Source organism: Thermococcus sp. LS2 (genome assembly GCF_012027375.1).
In the GTDB taxonomy this organism is placed as follows: domain Archaea; phylum Methanobacteriota_B; class Thermococci; order Thermococcales; family Thermococcaceae; genus Thermococcus_B.
In genome coordinates, this window is sequence record NZ_SNUI01000004.1 from 107,452 (window position 1) to 125,644 (window position 18,193).

Below are 18,193 nucleotides of genomic sequence, written 5' to 3' on the forward strand. Positions count from 1 at the left end.
TCACACCATTTCCAAACGTTTTGAAATGATAGCATGATAAATCCTCTCTAACTCCTTAGCCTGCTCTTCAATACTTTTGGGAGGTTTTATGTTTGACTTAAACTTCTCTATTAGCTCGGGATTCTCGATAATTTGCGTAATTTTTTCATACAAGTCTTTTGGGTTATTTGGCTCAAATAATAAACCTGTTTTTCCGCCTTCTACAAACTCTGGGATTGCGCCTAAATCAGAGGCTATAACAGGGGTTTTAGTAGCTCGTGCTTCTGCTAAAACTAAGGGGCAGTTCTCGTATGAAATAGACGGGAATACCAAAATATCAACCTCTGAGAATGGTACTTTTGGATCATCATATTTTCCAAGGAAATATATATTACTCTTTCCTCGTATTTTTGAGAATAGCTTTCTAACATAAGAGGACTTTGGATCATAATTTCCGTAGATCCTTAATTCTGCTTTATCTTCGGGTACTTCCAAGAATGCGTCAATTAAGAGATGAACACCTTTAATAGGGATGACACTTCCAGCAAATCCAAAAATAATTTTGTCAGTATCTTTCTTCTTTTTCTTAAATTTCTTGAACTCACCTAGATTGTATCCATTCTCGGAGTATATTACTTTATCTTCTGGGATTTCATATTTAATGAACATTTCCCTTAGAAATCTTGAGGGGGCTATGATTTTATCTACTTTTAAGAGCAGGAATTTTAGATATTCATTTCTTTTTTCAAATTTTTCTGAGGGGTTAAAGGCTCTTAAGATAAGTTCCAGAGGTTTTCTGGTTAAATGTTTAGGAATATAATATTTCCTCAAAGCTTCAGCAAGAACATTAGATTGCTTTTTAATCCAACATTTACGACATTTGCTTGATTCTGGTCCCTTGCAAATTGTGTGGTCCCATTTAAGTAATTGAATCGTTGGACACATAAACCAATAATCATGTAACGTAAGAATAGTTGGAATGTTAAATTCTTTAGCAACGCCTATTAAAGTTGCTGATAATCCAATTAAATGCTCAAAATGAATGATATCTGGAGTTATTTCCTTCAATAACTCTCTAAATTTTTCTTCGATTTCCTTGTTCATATATGTGTTCTCAAAAAATAGCAAATCCCAAAATCGGCTTATTTTATTTGTAGGTCTATTTGGTATGATTAACTCATGTAGATGTAAGTTCTCTCTTTCAAAAGAATGTATAGTGATTGATTTTTCAGTCTTGTCTCGTGTGGGATAAAAAACATGAACTTCATACCTCTTGGCTAACTCTTTCGATAGATAGTAAGTATATATCTCTGTTCCTGCTCTTTGTTTTGGAGGGAAACCATGAACGACCTGTAAAATTTTCATTTAGACCACCAGTTGACTTAAGCCTAACTCTAATAAAGTTTAAGAGGACACTTTCTTAAAAGGTTTAAGGTGACTGTTTGTGTTCCCTCGAGTTTCCATAATCATCCTTAATTGGAACGGCTGGAGGGATACAATAGAGTGCTTGGAATCACTCTACAGGATTACCTACCTTAATTATGACGTTATCGTTATAGATAATGGTTCAAGGGATAATTCTATCCAAAAAATCAGAGAATATTGTGAAGGAAAAATTAAAGTTAATTCAGAGTTTTTTAAGTATAGTCCATACAATAAGCCTATTAGGGTTTTTGAAATTAGTGAAGACGAAGCAAAACAAGGAAAATTTGACCGATCGCTTTATGAAAAGTTTGAAAAAGTGCTATGCAATTCGCTCCAAAATAGCAAATAAACAAGTCACTACTCCTGAACTTCTCCGGCTTTGTGGTGAGCTAACAATAGCACCTCTATCACGTCTCCAGGTTTTATACCCATAACTTCTCTTAGGGGCTTTGGGATGAATATAGAACCCTGTTCACCAACACGGGCTGTAAAAGTGCCTTCCTTTGGTTTTTTGTCACTTTCATATTTCAGTATCCTGATCTCGACGAAATCACCGTGCTCTATACCGTAGAACTTCCTTGTGCCCGCTGGGATTATTATCCTGCCGATTTTGTGGACAATCACGTGAAACTTTGCCAGAACTTCCATAATTATCCCCTCAACAGCTTATTCATTTTGTTTTTAATATGCTTTTGGGTATCCGAAAACTTTAAATATCATTTTATGAAATTTTACATCAGAAAATGATGTGGTGATTGGAATGCTGAACTTCCATGAGGCTGAGGGAATCCTAGAAAAAATGAAGCTCAGACTCCTCATCCAAGAGAAGGCCAAGATTGTTGAGGCTGATGTACTGGATTCAGTAGCTCTTCTAAGAGATGGGCGTCTCTTAGTCCTTCTGCTCTTTGATAAGAGACCGAAGAAAAGTTACCCTGCTAAGTTTTGTAGCTCTGATGTAGAATTCTGGCTTGTTTGGAGGAGTGAGGAGAAGGTATACGTTCAGAAAGTAGGGGATAAGGATGTTATTCCTCTTGAAGTTGGAGAAGTTGATGCGTTCATAGACTTGATGCTTCAATGAGGTTCTTCACTATTTTTACTAAACTTGTTGCGTAAAGAGATCACGCAACTTGCTGGGGGATAATGCTTTTTAGTAAGAGTTCATCATACTATTGGATGATGAACTCGATACTTGACTTCCGAACATTGCTCAAGATGATATATGTAGGCTTTGGAACTAAGGAGTTCACCTCAAGAGAGTTGAGCGACCTCCTCAGGAGGACAATTAAGCCGTGTGCCCAACTCCATCCAAATCTCTCGAGATTTTATTCGAGAGTTGATAAGAAGCTGATCTCCAACGATCTAAGGAGACTCTACGCTATGGGCTTTCTGAAAAAGAGGAGGGTCAAGCGAAAGGTCAAGACTAAAAGCGGGAAAACCTGCTACAGGGGCTATGAGTATAGGTATTCCCTTTCAAGCCAGGCCCTGAAGTACTTGGAGTATTTAGAGAAGGGCGGGCAGGAAGAAGGGTTTGAAGAACTTGCTGATTTAATTGTGAAAATCATAATAGAAAAGAGGGTTCCCGAGGAGGATCGGGATAGTTGGTGGGAGTTTTATCAAACTCAAGTTAAAGAAAAGAAGGGATTCAGGAGGTTTTCAACTTCTCAAAGGGCTTTTTGGGAGAAGGTGGTAGAAAAAATAGTAGTGGCTTTTAGGGATAAGAGAATTAAGTCGCTTGAAGAGAAAGTTAAGTTACTTGAAAGGGAGAATGAAGAGCTCAGGAAGAAATTGAAAGAGAATGAAAAGTACAAGGAGATTGTTAAAAGAGCTAATAAAGTACTTGAAGAACTCACTTCCATGCTCCCAGAATGAGGAATTCAAATTGAGTAGTGTCCTGTGGTGACTCCAATGAGCGAGGCGAGCCAGGCCCTGCAGAAGATTGTTAAAGGGGCTGGAATTGTGTTTGTTGGAACAGTTATTTCGATGATTCTTCATTTTTTAATTCGGATTATCATTGCGAGATATTATTCAACATCTGAATACGGAATATTTTCTTTGACTTTAACTGTCTTAAATGTTTCTTTATTGATATCCACTCTTGGTTTGCAACATGCTCTTCCGAGAGAAATTGCATTTTATAAACAAAAGCGACAACTATCAAGGGTTAAAGAGATAATAACAGCGGCTCTAACTCTTGGAATAATTTGGAGTGTATTAATTACTGTAATTCTAATTTTTAGTTCTGATAGTATTGCTCAAATATTCCATGAAGAAAGACTTAACTTTACATTAAAATTGGGATCTTTTGCTCTTCCCTTTTTTACCTTAACTTGGATAATAGTGTCAATTTCTCGGGGTTTTGAAAAGGTTGATGAACAATTTTATTTTCAGAATATTATTTACCCTTTAATATTCTTGTTTTTGATTATCATTAGCTTGTTCTTTAAATTTTCTTTGGCGGCAATGCTTGTTTCATACGCCATAGCTCATGTCATAACGTCTCTCACTTTGGCGTTTAGAGCATCCAAGCGTAATATTTTGTACTTTAACCTCTCTTATTTAAACAAAGAAACTGGAAAAGCATTATTCAGGTTTTCAATTCCATTAATGCTCACTGGAATCTTAAACTTTGTAATGAACTGGACCGACACTCTAATGCTTGGATATTATAAATCTTCTGAAATTGTAGGGTTATATAATGTGGCTTCTCCTTTAGCAAAACTGATATTAATATTCTTAAATTCTGTAGCTTTTTTATATGCTCCTGTAGCAACCTCCTTATATTCTAAAGGAAAAGAAGAACTAGAACGAACTTATCAACTACTCACTAAGTGGATTTTCATAATAACTTTGCCAATTTTTGTTATAATGTTTTTATTTTCTGAAACAATAGTAGCTTTTTTCTTTGGAACTAAGTACTTACCTGCGTCTTATGCATTGAGAATTCTATCATTAGGTTTCATGTTTCGTGTTGTTTTGGGATCAAATGATGTCAGTTTAATTATAATTCGTGAAGCACGGCTTAACATGATCGGAGACGTACTTGGCACTATTTTAAATATTATTCTAAATGGCATCTTAATTCCAATCTTTGGGATAACGGGAGCTGCGATAGCTACTGCTTTTTCATATTCCATTGCTAGCATATTTCGCTCAATTTGCCTCTATAAAAAGGCTAAGGTTCAGCCTTTCACTTTACCTTATATAAAGTCTCTTATTATTGGTATCATTCTTATCTTGGGTCTATACCTAAACATAACTCCAAAGATATATCCCATTTCATATATGCTTTTGATTTTGGGAATATTCTTATTATTTTATTCTATCTTAATGTCCTTAAGCAAAAGCTTTGATAAGGAAGAAATAAGAATATTTCTGAGATTAGAGTGAATTAAAGTTGATCTCTGATCTATAAATATGTCATGCCAAAGTGTTTTATTTGAAAATTATTCCAATCCCTCCCCACTCTTGGTTCCAATCTTTCACGATTTCCTGATAAGGATATTTATTTTTTATCTCTTTCCAGAACTTTGGAACTCCTCCAACATTTTCTTGTGGTCCTGGAACTATATCATGAAATGCTATTATCCCACCATCAGCAACCAAGGGTGAATACATTTCGAAATCTGCTTTCACACCTTCGTAACTGTGGTCACCGTCTATAAATAGAAAATCTACTTTTCTCCCGTTTAGGATTTCCTCTATAGTCTCTAATGTTTCAGGATCATGAGAATTAGCTCTGATTAGGTGAATGTCTTGAGTTGGCAATGCAAATGCTTTATAAAGAGGAACTTTCCAGTTCGGATAGCCACCTCCAAACCTCCCGCCCGGCAGATCCACGCTTATTAATGTAGCATCTTCAGGGACTACACGGCTAAATAAAAACAACGTCCCACCGTTTGCGGTTCCAATTTCCAAAACGACTTTTGGTTTTCTTTCCGATAATATTTTCAAAAGCTCTATTATTTCTTCCCTTACTTGCATAGGTCTGATCAATCCATGCAACCAATTGAACGAGAAATCAACAAGCTCTTCAACTGATCTAAATTTTATATTCTTAATTTTCCATATGGCATATGGGATTATAAGCCTATGATACTTTTCCTTTAACTTAAATTTTACGAAATCATGGCTTCTCTTTATGAGTATGAAAAAACCCTCGTTTTTAGCAATTTCTATTGCTCGCATTATCATTTTATTCACCTGCTTTATTTTTAGATAGGGCATTATTAAATGTTACTATTACTATACTTTTAGAATGGGCATAACTGAGAAGTATTTGACTCCTACAACAAGAGGACTTGAAGTTCACCTTTGGAAAGATGAGTACCATGTGGATTGAGCACATTTCCCAACCATCAACGGGGGAGCTTTTACTATCCAAAGTTTGGAGAAATCCCAAAGTCTAGCAAGAGTCTTTGAAGCTCCAATAGAAAGATAGAATAATCGGCTTTGAGGTTAATGAAATCAGAAAGGAAGACAACAGATGAATTGTTTCATATGGTAACAAGAGTTTGAATCTGAGAGATTAATCTCCACCCTCCCCCTTCAAGAGCTCGCTAGTGCTTTAAGAGATGCGCCTGAAGAAGCTGTTGAAGTCGTGAAAAACTTAAAGTACAACTCCTGACGCATAGGGTAAAACTTTCCCTCGAAGTATTCGGCCTATGTTGCTCCACAAGGAAGTTTCAGTCTTAGCAGGGGTTACATATAAAGGGAGATGAAATCAGCAAGACATTGAAAGAACCATTGAGGATTTGCACGAGATTGGCATAATAAACAGAGATGATGTGGTGTTGGTTACATCCTACAGGTTCAAGTACACTTACGTGATTTGTGATGTGGGGGTACAAAGAAAATCTTGATAAAATCTTTAATTGCTTGAAAACACTGGGAATAGATAGCATTGGGAAGTTTGGAAGCTGGGAGTATGCGAACATAGATGCCAGGGTAAAATGGTGGGGAGTTTTAAGTCTCCATGTAGTTGGGTAATGTCGGGATATGCTCTTGTAAAAAGCTTTTAAATATTTCTGCTAAATATCAGTGAGGATGTAAAATGAACTCACCGAGAGTTTCTATAATCATTTTGAACTGGAATGGGTGGAAGGATACGATAGAGTGCTTGGAGTCGCTTTACAGGATTACTTATCCCAGCTATGACGTTATTTTGGTGGATAATGCCTCTCAGGATGATTCTATTCATAAGATTAAAGAGTATGCTGAAGGGAAGATCAAGATTAATTCAAAGTTTTTCAAATATAATCCAAACAATAAGCCGATTAAAGTGTTTGAGGTTAGTGAGGATGAAGCTAGGCAAGGGAAGTTTAACAGATCACTTTATGAGAAGTTTGATGTTGACAGGCGCTTGATTTTAGTTAAGAACAAGGAGAATTATGGATTTGCTGGTGGGAATAATGTTGGAATTAAATTTGCTTTAAGTGTTTTGAACCCTGATTATGTTTTATTATTGAATAACGATACTGTTGTGGATCCAAACTTTTTGAGGGAGCTTGTTAAAGTCGCTGAGAGCGGCAGAAAGATTGGTGTTGTGGGACCTGAGATTTACTATTATACTGACCCTTTTAGGTTGTGGAGTCCATATGGGCTAAAAAAAGAAAAAAATAAAATTACATACAAGAATTTATTTGGAGCCGCACTATTAATAAATGTAGTTCCATTGATGTACACTGGATTATTTGATGAAAACTACTTTCTATATCAAGAAGAAATAGATTTGCTTTATCGCATTACAACTATGGGGTTTAAACTAAGTTATTCTCAAAATGCAAAAGTTTTTCACAAAGAGGCAATATCAAAAGAAAGATCCTATCCTCTTTATTATAAAATAAGGAATAATTATTACTTTTTGAAAAAAAACAATATGGGGTATTTAGAGTTAATAAAATTTTTGGGGGATTTCTTGATAATTGTTACAAAATTTAGTTTAAAGGGTAAACTTAAACACACATATATGGCAATTAATGGGTTAATTGATGGTATAAATGGAAAAATGAAATATACTATTTCTCCTTCCATATCTCAAAAAGACCAACAATAGTTCCATACATCAAAGCTATGCTCCAGACCAAATAATAAGGAATACACTTTATACATTTTCTGCATTTAAATATCTGAAAAATTCCGTAAACCATTATCCCAAAAGGAACAAGCAGTAATTTCCAAGCTTTATGTTTGACCATAGCCCTTGCATTTCCTTTTCCATACCAAATTCTTTGCTTTACAAAATCCTTAAATGATGCTCGATGATAATGAAAAGCCACTTCTTTTGAGACTCCAAATTTATGTTCCTTTCCAACCCTACTCCAAAATTCTGTATCTTCAGCAGCATATTTCATAAATGGATCAAAACGATACTTTAAAACAATATTTCGTTTTACAACACACACAATAGTTCCAATGTACCTCCTCTCTCCGGGTTCGTTAAATTTGGTTTTTAAATGCATATCCTCACAATATTCCCATATCGTTTTGTTTTTTCTTGGATTTATTAATTGTGCGTGTATTGCAACCCAATTATTTTTTTCCATTTCTTCGACCATTCTAATTAGCAGGTTTTCTTTTGGAAGTTCTGTATCTGAGTCTATATATGCAATATACTCCCCTTTAGCTTTTTCAGCCCCAAGCTGTCTTGCATATGCCAGACCTTTTCCATTATCTGAATATATTTTATCTGCATATTTTCTTGCTATTTCAATCGTTCTATCTGTGGAATTTCCATCAACGACTATTATTTCTAAAACTCCTTTTTGCTTTTTTACTGACCTTAGAGCCCTTTCTATTTCTTTCTCTCTATTTTTTACACACATAACAACAGAAATTTGTGTTTTTCTGAAATTCATTGCAATCACTCTTATTTTGTTTTATGTAATCTGTTTATTGCTTGTTTTATTTTTAATTCTTCAGGTTTCTTGAGTTTCTTATCATTTTCATCAACTACAAGCCAAGGAACTTTTATTAAAGGTTCTATCCTGACTCCATTATAATGACCATACACTCTAATTGGAATCAAAGGATGCAATTTTTCTCCAAATGCCTCTCCATGATCTGCAGTGACTACTGTTGTCCCAGGAAGTATATCTATAAGGTTTTCTACGTAATCTAAGGCTAAACTTAAGTTTTCTTTGTAACCTTTTATTACGTCCTCGAAAGATACAACTCCTGCTTTCATAAGAGACCATATGGTCACATCCTGCCAGACACTTTTTCCTTCCAACGTAGCTTTTCTTTGATGTTTTATTCCTGTATCTCCTCTAACTTTTAAGGTTATGAAAGGATAATGTGGTTGCATAAAGTGTATTATAAACCTTTTATCAGGATACCTAACCAAAGCGTCCAATGTGTATTCATACATAGTTGATGGTAGGACTGTATTATACTCTTCATTCCATCCATCCTTCCAGACTGAAATTATCTTATAAAAGTTTCCTTTCAATAAAAGATCAACATATGGGTTTGCAGTAATATAAACTATGTCATCAAATTTTCCATTTCCAAAATTTTCAGTAAGAAATTCAGGTGTTCCAGAACCCCGAGATATCCTATATGTTAATTTGCCCTTCATATTCCTTTTTTCGAATTCTTCCTTGAAACTGTCATATCTACATGCGTCTAGGATAATCAGGTTATCCCATTCCTCTTCCACTACGAACACACCTGTATTTCGTGGGTAAATAATTTTTGCTAAATAATATATGAACACATCTTCCCAAAACTGCTTAGTTCTTAAATTTCTCCAATTTTTTCTAAACCTTATAATCTTTGATTTTATGTCCATAATATCACCCACCATAATATATCTCAAATTTGCTTGGAACATTCATATAATAGTTGTCTGAACAATATATCTTTGAACTTTTAATTTTTATATCTATTATGTTTAAATCTTTTCCAGTAAAGAATTTATAGCCTTCAATCCTTCTTGAAGACAGTATTATAATATTATCTTCGGCATTTTCTAAGTTCAACGAACCTATTGGCAAAATATATTGCCATTTCTTTGTTAAGTATTTAATATCCCATAAAGCATCTGGAATTGTGTAAAATTTTGACTGAATATTTGCCGAGGTATAAAAAATTCCAGTAACTTCATTAGGTTCAACATAATCATAAGTCATATTACCGTATGTGCATAATATACTGAGATACGAGAAAACAAATAACGTTACGATAAGTGCTCTTCTAAATTTTGCATTTTTAAGAGCCAATGTTACAAAAATTACTAAGATATATCTAATTACTCCAAAAAGTCTTGCTGCTATTTCTCCGCTATATGCCCCAACTATTGCCGGCACTGCAAGGCTGTATGAGACCAATAGTAACAATAAAAGTAGCACTAATCTATCGACTTTTCTTGTTTTGAAAAATCTTTTTAAAGACTCAGCGAGTACAATTAGCATTCCAATTAAACTAATTCCAATTACTGAGTACACAAAGTACATTTTTAGCCCCAATACTTTTGCATGTGGAGTTACACCACTTTGAGCAACTGCAGTCCATTTTTCTACAGATTCCGTTGCTTTTGGCAGACATATTAAATCGTTTAACCTCTGTTTAAACAGATTAATCGAACACATATGTCCGAATAACCAGTAGAATTGGAAAATTACAAAAAGCAATAAAAGGAGTACACTTATTTCTTGAAATCTTTTGTTCTTGATAATAAACATTGATAGAATTAAGAAATCTATTATTGTGACCATCCAAAAAATACTTGTCAAAAAATGTGTGAAAACTAAGATTCCTGTCAGTAGCATCAGTATAACCCCAAACTTCAAAAAATTTTCATTTTTTTTCAAGTAGCATATTCTAAACAAAATGTAGATACCAATCATCTCTATTAAGAACGCCAATCCACCCGGAACAAACCAATTAAACCCGTAAAAGCTTATAATAAAAAACATAGTCCCTAAAATTGCATGGCTTGTGTTGTTTGTGAGCCCTCTTATTAATAAATATATTAGTGGAACAATAATTAGATAGCGTAAAACTGGAAGCGTGAGTAAAATATAAACTCCAAGCTTAGTAACTATTTCCAATACTGCTCCTAAAAACATAGCTCCAGGCCAAGTTTGGTAGCATAGGCCTGGGTTTTCTGGATTTATATGACCTGTGTGAATAATATAGTCAATATGACCGTAAACACGGTATACATAAGGAAAGATAGGTAGTTTTGCGAATATCTGAGGAATAAAAAAGATCAGTACTAGGTAGCAGATCCCAATGTAAGCGTACTTATAAGTCTTTCTATTTTGCAATCCAAAAATGATAACTATTAGAAAAATAAATATACTCAATAAACCAGAAATTCCATAAGAATCTATACCACCATATTCTCCAATTTTTAAATCTCCAACTAATAGTGTAAAATTAATTAGGATTATCCCGGTAATGAGAAGGACTTTTATAACTACATTTATATCCCAACCAGACATATTAAATAGACTAATATTTTTAATAATTGTTTTCATAAATTTTCCCTCGTTATCTTTTATCCCCCTATTTATGAATTTTATAGGTTTCCTTTAAAGCTTCAATTATCGCTTTAATTTGTTTTAATCCATCTCTGAAATTTAAAATTAGTATTGAGATTATAAATATACTTAATAATAACCCAAAAGTTGCCCATAAATGTGCTATTTTATTCCCTTTAATATTGGTAATATAGTATGTACTAATGATTAATGCTCTTAATCGTGTCGTGTAATCTATCCTATTTCCTGTTGGTGCTCTTAAGTGAACTAATTTGGTATGAGATGTAATATATATTTTGTATTTCTTTGAAACTCTCGCTGACCATTCTAAATCTTCATTTAGTGCATAGCTATGGAGTTTCTCGAGCTCCTCATTAAACTTAAATTCTTCAAATACCTCTCTTCTTCCGGCGAAGTTATTTCCCTGAATCCATTCTACTTCTATTAATCCACCCCTCTTTTCTATCTTTGAGATTTCTGGGAACTCACTCCGATATCCAGAGGGCAAAATTTTCCCCTTAAATGGAGACTCCCACAGGAATATTGATTTAAGGATATTCCTAGAGGTTTTCAGCAGACGCCAGAAATAAACCTTTTTCGCTTTTTTCTCGAAAACATGAGTTTTATCTGGATGCCTTCTTTTTAACTCTTTTAGTATAATTTTAACGAACTCATCATTCTTATTTTCCCAAATGTACTTGACTTCTCCCTTATTAACAAGCCAAGGAGTTATTAAAACAACAAGATCAAAAGTGTATCCGGTTATTATCTTAACTTCAGGATTAGAGCTGAATATTTTCTCAACGTTTTTGACATAGTCTCTTTCTAATATAACATCATCATCCAAAAATATCAGAACATCTCCCTCGCTCAATGAAATCGCCATATTTCTTGACTTTGAGGTACCTCCGTTGATAAAATCGAACTTTAAATTAAATTTAAACTTTTCCTTATCGAGATTTAAAAGAAAGTTCTTTGTTTCCATATCTTCTACATGCCCGATTACTATAACCTCCTCTGGAATCCTAGTTTGGTTATTTATATTCTCCAATAACTGCCTTAGGTACGGCACCCTGTTTCTTGTGGGGATTATCACTGAAATTTTTAGCTTTTTCATACACTTACCTCTCTAATACCTCTTTTATTCTCTTAGCCATTTCAAAAGATGTAAATTTTCTACTAAATCTCTGTCTTGAGACATGCTCTAATTTTCTTATATATTTCGGATTTTCAATTAGATATTCGATATGTTTCCTCAGTTCTTCAGTATCATAGGGCTTTACTAGTACCACATCTTTAAAATTACCTGCAACATAGTCCAAAATTGCTGGAATAGAAGTTACAATTATAGCTTTACCATTTGCCATGGCATCAAGTAAGACTGTCTGTCCAATTGGATACTGAGTATATCTAAGAGGCAAGACTACAAAGGTAGAACTTCTAAGTAGACTGAGATATTCTTCATATGGTATTTCATAATATATTGTTACATTAGGCAAAGAAGGTATCTCCTGCAAGGATTTATCCCTAAATGGATCTTTTCCCATTACTAATACGGTAGGTATCCTTAAATCCTCAATAGCAGATATTAATGTCCCAAAATCTCGTCCATATCTACCAGCTGAAAATATGTATTTCTTTGTGGTGATCTTGCTAAGCCTTTTTGAATCCTCTTGTACTTGTAATCCCAGAGGGACAAACATTACTCTCTTCTCTGATACTCTCATGACCTGAATCAATTTTCTCTTTTGTATACGGGAGAGGCATATTCTCTTGTCAAGATCTAAAACATGAAATAAAATACGTGCAAAGAAATCTCTAATCCTTAGCGTGCCTATATCAATGGTGATAAGCACAGGTTTGAATCTTCTGTGAGCGAGCTTTTTAATGAATGCGAGAAGAGCTACTGTTAAAAATGATGTGGAAAATATAATGTCATAATTATTCACCCGTGGTAATAGCTTTAGAGTATGCTTAACAATAATAATCGCTCGGTAAGCTAGAGATTTGGACGAAAATGTTAACACATCAATATCAACGTCAAATGAATTAGATAGATATTCAGCCAAATACTCCTGAAATCCTGCATTATTTTCTGAACCTTTTTCTTTGCCTATTATAACTAATAATTTTAACAAGATTTCCCCTCCAACAATTCTCTAAGAATATTTGTAATCCTCTTATTCATAATAACTGAATTTAGATACTTCCTCTTCGGGTTTGATAGAACCTCAGCCAATAATCTTTTAATTTCCTTCTTATCGGTAGCAACTTTAACTAAATCATCTTTTTCAAGCTTCTTTGAAAATACAAGTTGATGATCATTTATGTGTTCTTTAAACCTTTTTAATCTAGGAAAAGCTATTACAAGAGAGCCTAAATTTAACGCTTCTATTAAGCTCATAGCACCTTGAGTTATCACTACTTTAGAAGTTCGTATCAACTCTCTTATTTTTTCATCTTCATCTAGGAATGCAAAGTATTTAGCATTTTTTGGCTTATAAGGTGTATGTCCCAGCTGAATTATAACATCATACGGAATATTTCCAGCAATTTCATCGATTGCTTTAACTAGTCTTTCGAATCCTAAATAATGTGTGCCAGTTATTACAAAAATTTGATTTTTCTTTTCTTTTAAATTAACTTTCTTTTTTATTTTTTTAAATAATCCACCAACATACTTAGCTTTTTTACCATAACGCTGAAGCATTTCTGGCCATAAAACAAAAAAGTAATCTGAAATGGGATAAACAAGCTTGCCAGTTATAGTTGGCTCATTAACCCTAGTGTAGCACTCTATGAAGATTGTTTTTATTCCTAAAATTTTTCCTAAATAGAAAAATGGAATTGCTATTTCAGCTCCATTACTAACCATGACATCTGGTTTCTCTCTTGCTATAACTCTTATTATCTCTGGCAGGTGAGATATCACCCTGAAAGGATTTTCCCCAAAATTCGGAAAGAGGTATTTTCTATAAGGTAAAGCTTTTGTCCTCGGATGATTGTAGGTTATGAAAAACACATCATGGCCTCTAAAAGCATCCATCAGGTAAAGCATTTCGGTTAAGTGGCCGCCATGAGAACAAACTAAAGCTATCTTCATCTCACTATCACCTTGTAATTTATCCAATAAACAAAGTTTGCAATCTTTTTTATGATTTTATCAATAGTATTATAGCTCAATTGTTCTTCCGGAATTTTCCAATCTAAGTTTTTTAGCAGTCTTTTTCTATCATGATTTTTCATGTTCATTTTTTCAACTTTAACACTTAATCCATCCTTTATCGCCTTTAGTTTAAATTTTATTCCATTAACTCCATTGAGAACTGAATATCCCCATGTTAGAATCTCAGTGACTAAAAGAGAAGGTAGAAGTAGGAGATACCATTTCCAGTCTAGATATTTTCTTAAGATTATGTACCTTCCTTTTTCTAGATAATATATCTTTTGTGACAAAACTTTAAGATCGTGGTTGTGATATATGACAGATGTTGGTACATACAATATTTTGAATCCATTAGCATGTGCTCTCCATGAAAATTCAGTATCATCATTATAAAGAAATATATTTTCGTCAAATCTTCCTAGTTTTAAGAAGTCTTCTTTTCTAATAGCAAAGCAACCACCAGAAAACCCAGATACATATTCATATTTGGGATAGTCACTAGGATTTTTATTAAAGCCTCTAGGGAACGTTAATCCTGTAAAATGTGCAATTAATCCACAACCACTTATTTTAAGTCCATCATAAGTTAAAATTTTGGGTGTAGTTATTAAGTTACTTGATTTTTGTAGTGGTGTTATTAATTCCTTAAGCCAGTTGTTTTCAACTTTTGTATCTGGATTTAGGATAACAAGGTACTCTCCTTTTGCATATTTAGCCCCCAAATTGATTCCTCCCCCATAACCAAGATTTTTTGCACTCTTGATTATCTTAATTTGAGGATAATTTTGCTTTAGAAATTCAATTGTTCCATCTACTGATCCATTGTCTACAATAATAACTTCTAATGGATTATTTTGAAGTACACTATCCAAGCAGTCTTTCAGCCATTTTTTGCTATTATATGTAACAATTATAATTGTTGCTTTTTTTGTTATTTCTTGTTTAGTGTAATCCATTACCTCCACCTTTATATTTCTTCAACTAAACGCTCTAATGGAATGTTCTTGAATTTTTTTAAGATACTCTCTATTTTTCCTAGGAATGACGTCCCAGTACCATTATAAGCCTCAAATTTTATCCAAGGTGGTACATTTAGCTTAGGTAAATTATCATAAAACTCCCACGGGTGCACATATGCCACGAATGGCCGTCCCTCTTTTTGCACTTTCCTAATTGCTCTTTCGATAAACCAAAGTGGGTATGTCCTTAAGTAGAATCCTCCACCAACGGGTAAGTTCATGGAGTATTTTCCAAATCTAAATATCCTAACTGCAGTAAGGGGTATCTCCAGAATTTCTCCATTCGGGTCATTTTTTGTTATGTCATCACTAGAAGGAAAATAAGGACCTAAGGGTGCATTTGGTAGGCCGTATAAATTGGTTTTAACTGGAAATATGCTGGAATCATATACGAACGAGTATTTTTCTAATATCTCAAATACCCACTTATTTTTGTTTGTTATTGAAGCATGAGGAGCTCTAAATCCCTTAGGTTTCTCCTTCGTAATCCTGTATATTGCGTTGTTAGTTCGTTTTATCTCGTCCTCGACTTCTTGTCGAGTAAGCCGGTATAATGGCTCATGGGAATAGGCATGGGAGCCTATTTCGTGTCCTTTTTCATAGATCTTTTCAACGATTTCTGGATATTTCTCAGCAACATCCCCAAGAATAAAAAATGTTGTTGTTACATTATATTTTTCAAATAGGGATAAAACAATGTCTACTGTTTTATGGATGAATACTTTTTTGTTTTCTGGCAAGTATTTTTTAAGGAATTCATTGCACCACCAATGCTCTACATCTATTGTTAATGCGTTGTATATCATATTCACAGCCTCCTAATCACAAACTTCCACATATCTTTATCGAAAAGAAATCTTAGAGTTGCTAAGATGAATCCAAAAGTGGGTCCTGGATCCTCTAAAGATAGTATGTCGTAGTTGGTATTAAATTTTAAAAATTCTTTCAGGTTTTTTAGCTTATTAGGTGAACTCCAAAACCACAATATATCTCCCGGCAACAACCACCTACACTGGACTCCTTCCTTGTAGTCTAATATAGGTTCAACTTTTTTATCAGTAAACAACCTATATAGTAAATATGGAAAGTCTACACCGGCTAATATAGACAGTTGTAAGGATCCCCAAAATCTTGGATTCACTTCCATAATCTTTGGTGTATTATCTCGCGAGTCAACTCTAAACTCCACCATAGCGATTCCATACCATTCCAGTTCCCTAAGCAACGTAAATGCAATTTCAATTGCCTTCTCTGCAAGTTCTCCTTTTATTGTTTCTCTTAGGGTGCTTGGTCCACCTGAAACAGGGTACGACCTAATTCTTCGTTGAACAGTTACTGCAATGGGTTCATGATTAAAGTCAAACAAGGTATATACTCCTATCTCGTCTCCTTTGGGGATATACTCCTGCAATAGAATTAAATTGCCAAATTTATTACTCAGTTCCTTATATTTCTTGAATAACTCGTCCCTAGAATTTGCTATTCTAATTCCCCTTGATCCAAAGCTAAATCTTGCTTTTAGGATTATTGGGTAGGCTATTTCTTCAGCTATTACATTAAGCTCCTCAGAGTCTCGAACAAAATATGTATTTGGCACAGGTATCTTAAGTTTTTGAGCGAATTTAATAACTTCTCCCTTATCATAGGCCTTTATGAATTTCTCGTAATCAGGATAGGGAATAATTGTGTATTCCCCTAATTCATCCTTGTTTTTCATAATTGGCAAAAGAGTGGCATCAGCAACTGGGATTAACATCTCATAACCATCTTTTGACACGATAGTCTTGAGAAATTTGATAAAATCCTCTTGATTTTTTCTTGGAGAGGGGTATACAACTCTTTCTTTTACATATTTAGAAAAAAACCCAGTTGCAAATCTAGTTTCTTCACCAGCAGTTATTTTTAATCCCTTTTTACCAAGTGATCGGATAACGGCCAGAGAGCTTCTCATTTGGGCATCTGTTATTAGAACTCTGCTGGACATATTCTTCAATCACTCCCTCACCATTCTACTCAACACATTCAACGTCAGCCCGGCAACGAACAGCTGAATTCCAATTATAGCAAAAATCCCAGCTCCAATGGCTTGGGTTAGATAAATTTCCCCACCTTGGGTGTAATACGGTTTCAAAGCCCAATACGCTAATATCCCGGAAGCAATAAACGATAAAAGGCTCAAAACTCCAAACAGTAAAAGAGGCCTCTTATACCCAATCAATCCAACAATCTTTGCCAAAACTCCAACTCCATGAGCTATTGGATGCTTCTTATGCTTATTCGGCACGTCATACCTAACATTTATTGGAACCTCCCTAATCCTCAGGCCCTTCTCAGATAGCCGAGCAATCATCTCGCTCTCGACATTATATCCAGCAGAGCTTAAATCCAAGCTTTCCAAAGCTCTCCTATTTAAAGCCCTAAATCCACTCTGAGAATCTGTAATCTTAACGTTAGATGCAACGTTTGTTGTCATGTTTAAAACCCAGAGTCCAAGCCTTCTGTACAATGGAATATTTTTGTAAGCACTATTCAAGTATCTCGAACCAATAACTAAATCAGCCTCATCTTCTAAAATTGGCTTCAACAAAAGAGGTATCTCCTCTGGATTGTGCTGACCGTCGGCATCGATGCAAACGACAACATCGTAGTCCTTGCTTAATGCATACTTAAAAGCAGTTTTCAGAGCTTTTCCTTTCCCTTTATTTCTTTTGTGCCTAACAACAATAGCCCCGGCATTTTGGGCAATCTCAGAGGTTCTGTCTTTACTTCCATCGTCAACAACGAGAACATCCCCATACTTTTTAGAAAGCGAGACCACTGAGCCTATTGTTATCTCTTCATTGTACGCTGGAATGGCTATCAGGATATTAGAACCCATGAAAATCACCTTTTACAATCGCTATTAGTTTAAGTTTATTACTCTATGATTTCCTAATTCTATTTACCATAGAATAGATTATAATCACAATGTTAATTATTAATGACCTAAATGTTGTTTATAGACTTTCTCCTTTTTAAGATTTTCTCAATACGCAAATAGTAATATTCCAATAACGCCATCATTTAGTTTATAAAGCAAGAGGTATCAAACACACAAACAATTGCATCAAATCCAGAGC

General features: G+C 34.4%; 18 protein-coding genes. 5 read left to right on the forward strand and 13 right to left on the reverse strand.

What is annotated here, in order from left to right; translation table 11 throughout:
• Positions 1 to 1,344 (reverse strand): glycosyltransferase family 4 protein, encoded by a 1,344-nt coding sequence (locus E3E24_RS07120; RefSeq protein ID WP_167915777.1) that lies wholly within the window; start codon positions 1,342 to 1,344, stop codon positions 1 to 3.
• 79 nt (positions 1,345 to 1,423) lie between these two features.
• On the opposite strand from E3E24_RS07120, the gene E3E24_RS07125 reads away from it, so the two are divergent.
• Positions 1,424 to 1,753 carry a glycosyltransferase family 2 protein gene (locus tag E3E24_RS07125; protein WP_370520470.1) on the forward strand — a complete coding sequence of 110 codons (330 nt, stop codon included), beginning with the start codon at positions 1,424 to 1,426 and terminating at the stop codon, positions 1,751 to 1,753.
• Between the two features lie 8 nt (positions 1,754 to 1,761).
• On the opposite strand, the gene E3E24_RS07130 is transcribed toward E3E24_RS07125, so the two are convergent.
• Complete coding sequence (locus E3E24_RS07130; RefSeq protein ID WP_167915778.1) at positions 1,762 to 2,052, reverse strand: AbrB/MazE/SpoVT family DNA-binding domain-containing protein; 291 nt, start codon at positions 2,050 to 2,052, stop codon at positions 1,762 to 1,764.
• 112 nt (positions 2,053 to 2,164) lie between these two features.
• Between E3E24_RS07130 and E3E24_RS07135 the strand changes: the two genes are divergently transcribed.
• From E3E24_RS07135 to E3E24_RS07145, 3 genes are all read left to right on the forward strand, one after another.
• On the forward strand, positions 2,165 to 2,482 hold the full coding sequence (locus E3E24_RS07135) for a hypothetical protein (protein ID WP_167915779.1): 318 nt from the start codon (positions 2,165 to 2,167) through the stop codon (positions 2,480 to 2,482).
• 95 nt (positions 2,483 to 2,577) lie between these two features.
• Complete coding sequence (locus E3E24_RS07140; protein ID WP_167915780.1) at positions 2,578 to 3,273, forward strand: hypothetical protein; 696 nt, start codon at positions 2,578 to 2,580, stop codon at positions 3,271 to 3,273.
• Positions 3,274 to 3,309: 36 nt separating this feature from the next.
• Positions 3,310 to 4,791, forward strand: a complete 1,482-nt coding sequence (locus tag E3E24_RS07145; RefSeq protein WP_167915781.1) for a flippase — start codon at positions 3,310 to 3,312, stop codon at positions 4,789 to 4,791.
• A gap of 45 nt (positions 4,792 to 4,836) precedes the next feature.
• Here the strand turns inward: E3E24_RS07145 and E3E24_RS07150 are convergent, their stop codons facing one another.
• Positions 4,837 to 5,595, reverse strand: a complete 759-nt coding sequence (locus E3E24_RS07150; protein ID WP_167915782.1) for a class I SAM-dependent methyltransferase — start codon at positions 5,593 to 5,595, stop codon at positions 4,837 to 4,839.
• Between the two features lie 859 nt (positions 5,596 to 6,454).
• Here E3E24_RS07150 and E3E24_RS07155 point away from each other — a divergent pair.
• On the forward strand, positions 6,455 to 7,456 hold the full coding sequence (locus E3E24_RS07155) for a glycosyltransferase family 2 protein (protein ID WP_167915783.1): 1,002 nt from the start codon (positions 6,455 to 6,457) through the stop codon (positions 7,454 to 7,456).
• Here E3E24_RS07155 and E3E24_RS07160 read toward each other — a convergent pair.
• Genes E3E24_RS07160 through E3E24_RS07205 form a run of 10 tightly spaced genes read right to left on the reverse strand, consistent with a single transcriptional unit; the run spans position 7,419 to position 17,952 of the window.
• Positions 7,419 to 8,258: a glycosyltransferase family 2 protein gene (locus tag E3E24_RS07160; protein WP_240912553.1), complete on the reverse strand. Its 840-nt coding sequence runs from the start codon at positions 8,256 to 8,258 to the stop codon at positions 7,419 to 7,421. The two genes, E3E24_RS07155 and E3E24_RS07160, sit on opposite strands and share 38 nt — an antisense overlap.
• An 11-nt stretch (positions 8,259 to 8,269) precedes the next feature.
• A complete protein-coding gene (locus E3E24_RS07165; RefSeq protein WP_167915785.1) occupies positions 8,270 to 9,193 on the reverse strand; it encodes a hypothetical protein in 924 nt (307 codons plus the stop codon).
• A gap of 4 nt (positions 9,194 to 9,197) precedes the next feature.
• Entirely contained in the window at positions 9,198 to 10,886 is a 1,689-nt protein-coding gene (locus E3E24_RS07170; RefSeq protein ID WP_167915786.1) for a hypothetical protein, read from the reverse strand.
• A 28-nt stretch (positions 10,887 to 10,914) separates the two neighbouring features.
• Positions 10,915 to 12,006: a glycosyltransferase family A protein gene (locus E3E24_RS07175; RefSeq protein WP_167915787.1), complete on the reverse strand. Its 1,092-nt coding sequence runs from the start codon at positions 12,004 to 12,006 to the stop codon at positions 10,915 to 10,917.
• 4 nt (positions 12,007 to 12,010) lie between these two features.
• A complete protein-coding gene (locus E3E24_RS07180; protein WP_167915788.1) occupies positions 12,011 to 13,027 on the reverse strand; it encodes a glycosyltransferase family 4 protein in 1,017 nt (338 codons plus the stop codon).
• Positions 13,021 to 13,992: a PssD/Cps14F family polysaccharide biosynthesis glycosyltransferase gene (gene pssD, locus E3E24_RS07185; RefSeq protein WP_167915789.1), complete on the reverse strand. Its 972-nt coding sequence runs from the start codon at positions 13,990 to 13,992 to the stop codon at positions 13,021 to 13,023. Before pssD ends, E3E24_RS07180 begins: the two co-directional genes overlap by 7 nt.
• Complete coding sequence (locus E3E24_RS07190) at positions 13,989 to 15,011, reverse strand: glycosyltransferase family 2 protein (protein ID WP_167915790.1); 1,023 nt, start codon at positions 15,009 to 15,011, stop codon at positions 13,989 to 13,991. The genes pssD and E3E24_RS07190 overlap by 4 nt, the downstream gene beginning before the upstream one ends.
• A gap of 11 nt (positions 15,012 to 15,022) precedes the next feature.
• On the reverse strand, positions 15,023 to 15,880 hold the full coding sequence (locus E3E24_RS07195) for a polysaccharide deacetylase family protein (RefSeq protein WP_206205319.1): 858 nt from the start codon (positions 15,878 to 15,880) through the stop codon (positions 15,023 to 15,025).
• 2 nt (positions 15,881 to 15,882) lie between these two features.
• Positions 15,883 to 17,025, reverse strand: coding sequence for an ATP-grasp domain-containing protein (locus tag E3E24_RS07200; protein WP_167915791.1), 1,143 nt, complete (start codon positions 17,023 to 17,025; stop codon positions 15,883 to 15,885).
• Between the two features lie 42 nt (positions 17,026 to 17,067).
• Positions 17,068 to 17,952: a glycosyltransferase family 2 protein gene (locus tag E3E24_RS07205; RefSeq protein ID WP_167915792.1), complete on the reverse strand. Its 885-nt coding sequence runs from the start codon at positions 17,950 to 17,952 to the stop codon at positions 17,068 to 17,070.
• Positions 17,953 to 18,193: the final 241 nt, after the last annotated feature.

Bases quoted from the DNA above. Each gene is read 5' to 3' on its own strand.
- E3E24_RS07120 (WP_167915777.1), bottom strand. From the start codon at position 1,344: ATGAAAATTTTACAGGTCGTTCATGGTTTCCCTCCAAAACAAAGAGCA.
- E3E24_RS07130 (WP_167915778.1), bottom strand. From the start codon at position 2,052: ATGGAAGTTCTGGCAAAGTTTCACGTGATTGTCCACAAAATCGGCAGG.
- E3E24_RS07135 (WP_167915779.1), top strand. From the start codon at position 2,165: ATGCTGAACTTCCATGAGGCTGAGGGAATCCTAGAAAAAATGAAGCTC.
- E3E24_RS07140 (WP_167915780.1), top strand. From the start codon at position 2,578: ATGATGAACTCGATACTTGACTTCCGAACATTGCTCAAGATGATATAT.
- E3E24_RS07145 (WP_167915781.1), top strand. From the start codon at position 3,310: ATGAGCGAGGCGAGCCAGGCCCTGCAGAAGATTGTTAAAGGGGCTGGA.
- E3E24_RS07150 (WP_167915782.1), bottom strand. From the start codon at position 5,595: ATGATAATGCGAGCAATAGAAATTGCTAAAAACGAGGGTTTTTTCATA.
- E3E24_RS07155 (WP_167915783.1), top strand. From the start codon at position 6,455: ATGAACTCACCGAGAGTTTCTATAATCATTTTGAACTGGAATGGGTGG.
- E3E24_RS07160 (WP_240912553.1), bottom strand. From the start codon at position 8,258: ATGAATTTCAGAAAAACACAAATTTCTGTTGTTATGTGTGTAAAAAAT.
- E3E24_RS07165 (WP_167915785.1), bottom strand. From the start codon at position 9,193: ATGGACATAAAATCAAAGATTATAAGGTTTAGAAAAAATTGGAGAAAT.
- E3E24_RS07170 (WP_167915786.1), bottom strand. From the start codon at position 10,886: ATGAAAACAATTATTAAAAATATTAGTCTATTTAATATGTCTGGTTGG.
- E3E24_RS07175 (WP_167915787.1), bottom strand. From the start codon at position 12,006: ATGAAAAAGCTAAAAATTTCAGTGATAATCCCCACAAGAAACAGGGTG.
- pssD (WP_167915789.1), bottom strand. From the start codon at position 13,992: ATGAAGATAGCTTTAGTTTGTTCTCATGGCGGCCACTTAACCGAAATG.
- E3E24_RS07190 (WP_167915790.1), bottom strand. From the start codon at position 15,011: ATGGATTACACTAAACAAGAAATAACAAAAAAAGCAACAATTATAATT.
- E3E24_RS07195 (WP_206205319.1), bottom strand. From the start codon at position 15,880: ATGATATACAACGCATTAACAATAGATGTAGAGCATTGGTGGTGCAAT.
- E3E24_RS07200 (WP_167915791.1), bottom strand. From the start codon at position 17,025: ATGAGAAGCTCTCTGGCCGTTATCCGATCACTTGGTAAAAAGGGATTA.
- E3E24_RS07205 (WP_167915792.1), bottom strand. From the start codon at position 17,952: ATGGGTTCTAATATCCTGATAGCCATTCCAGCGTACAATGAAGAGATA.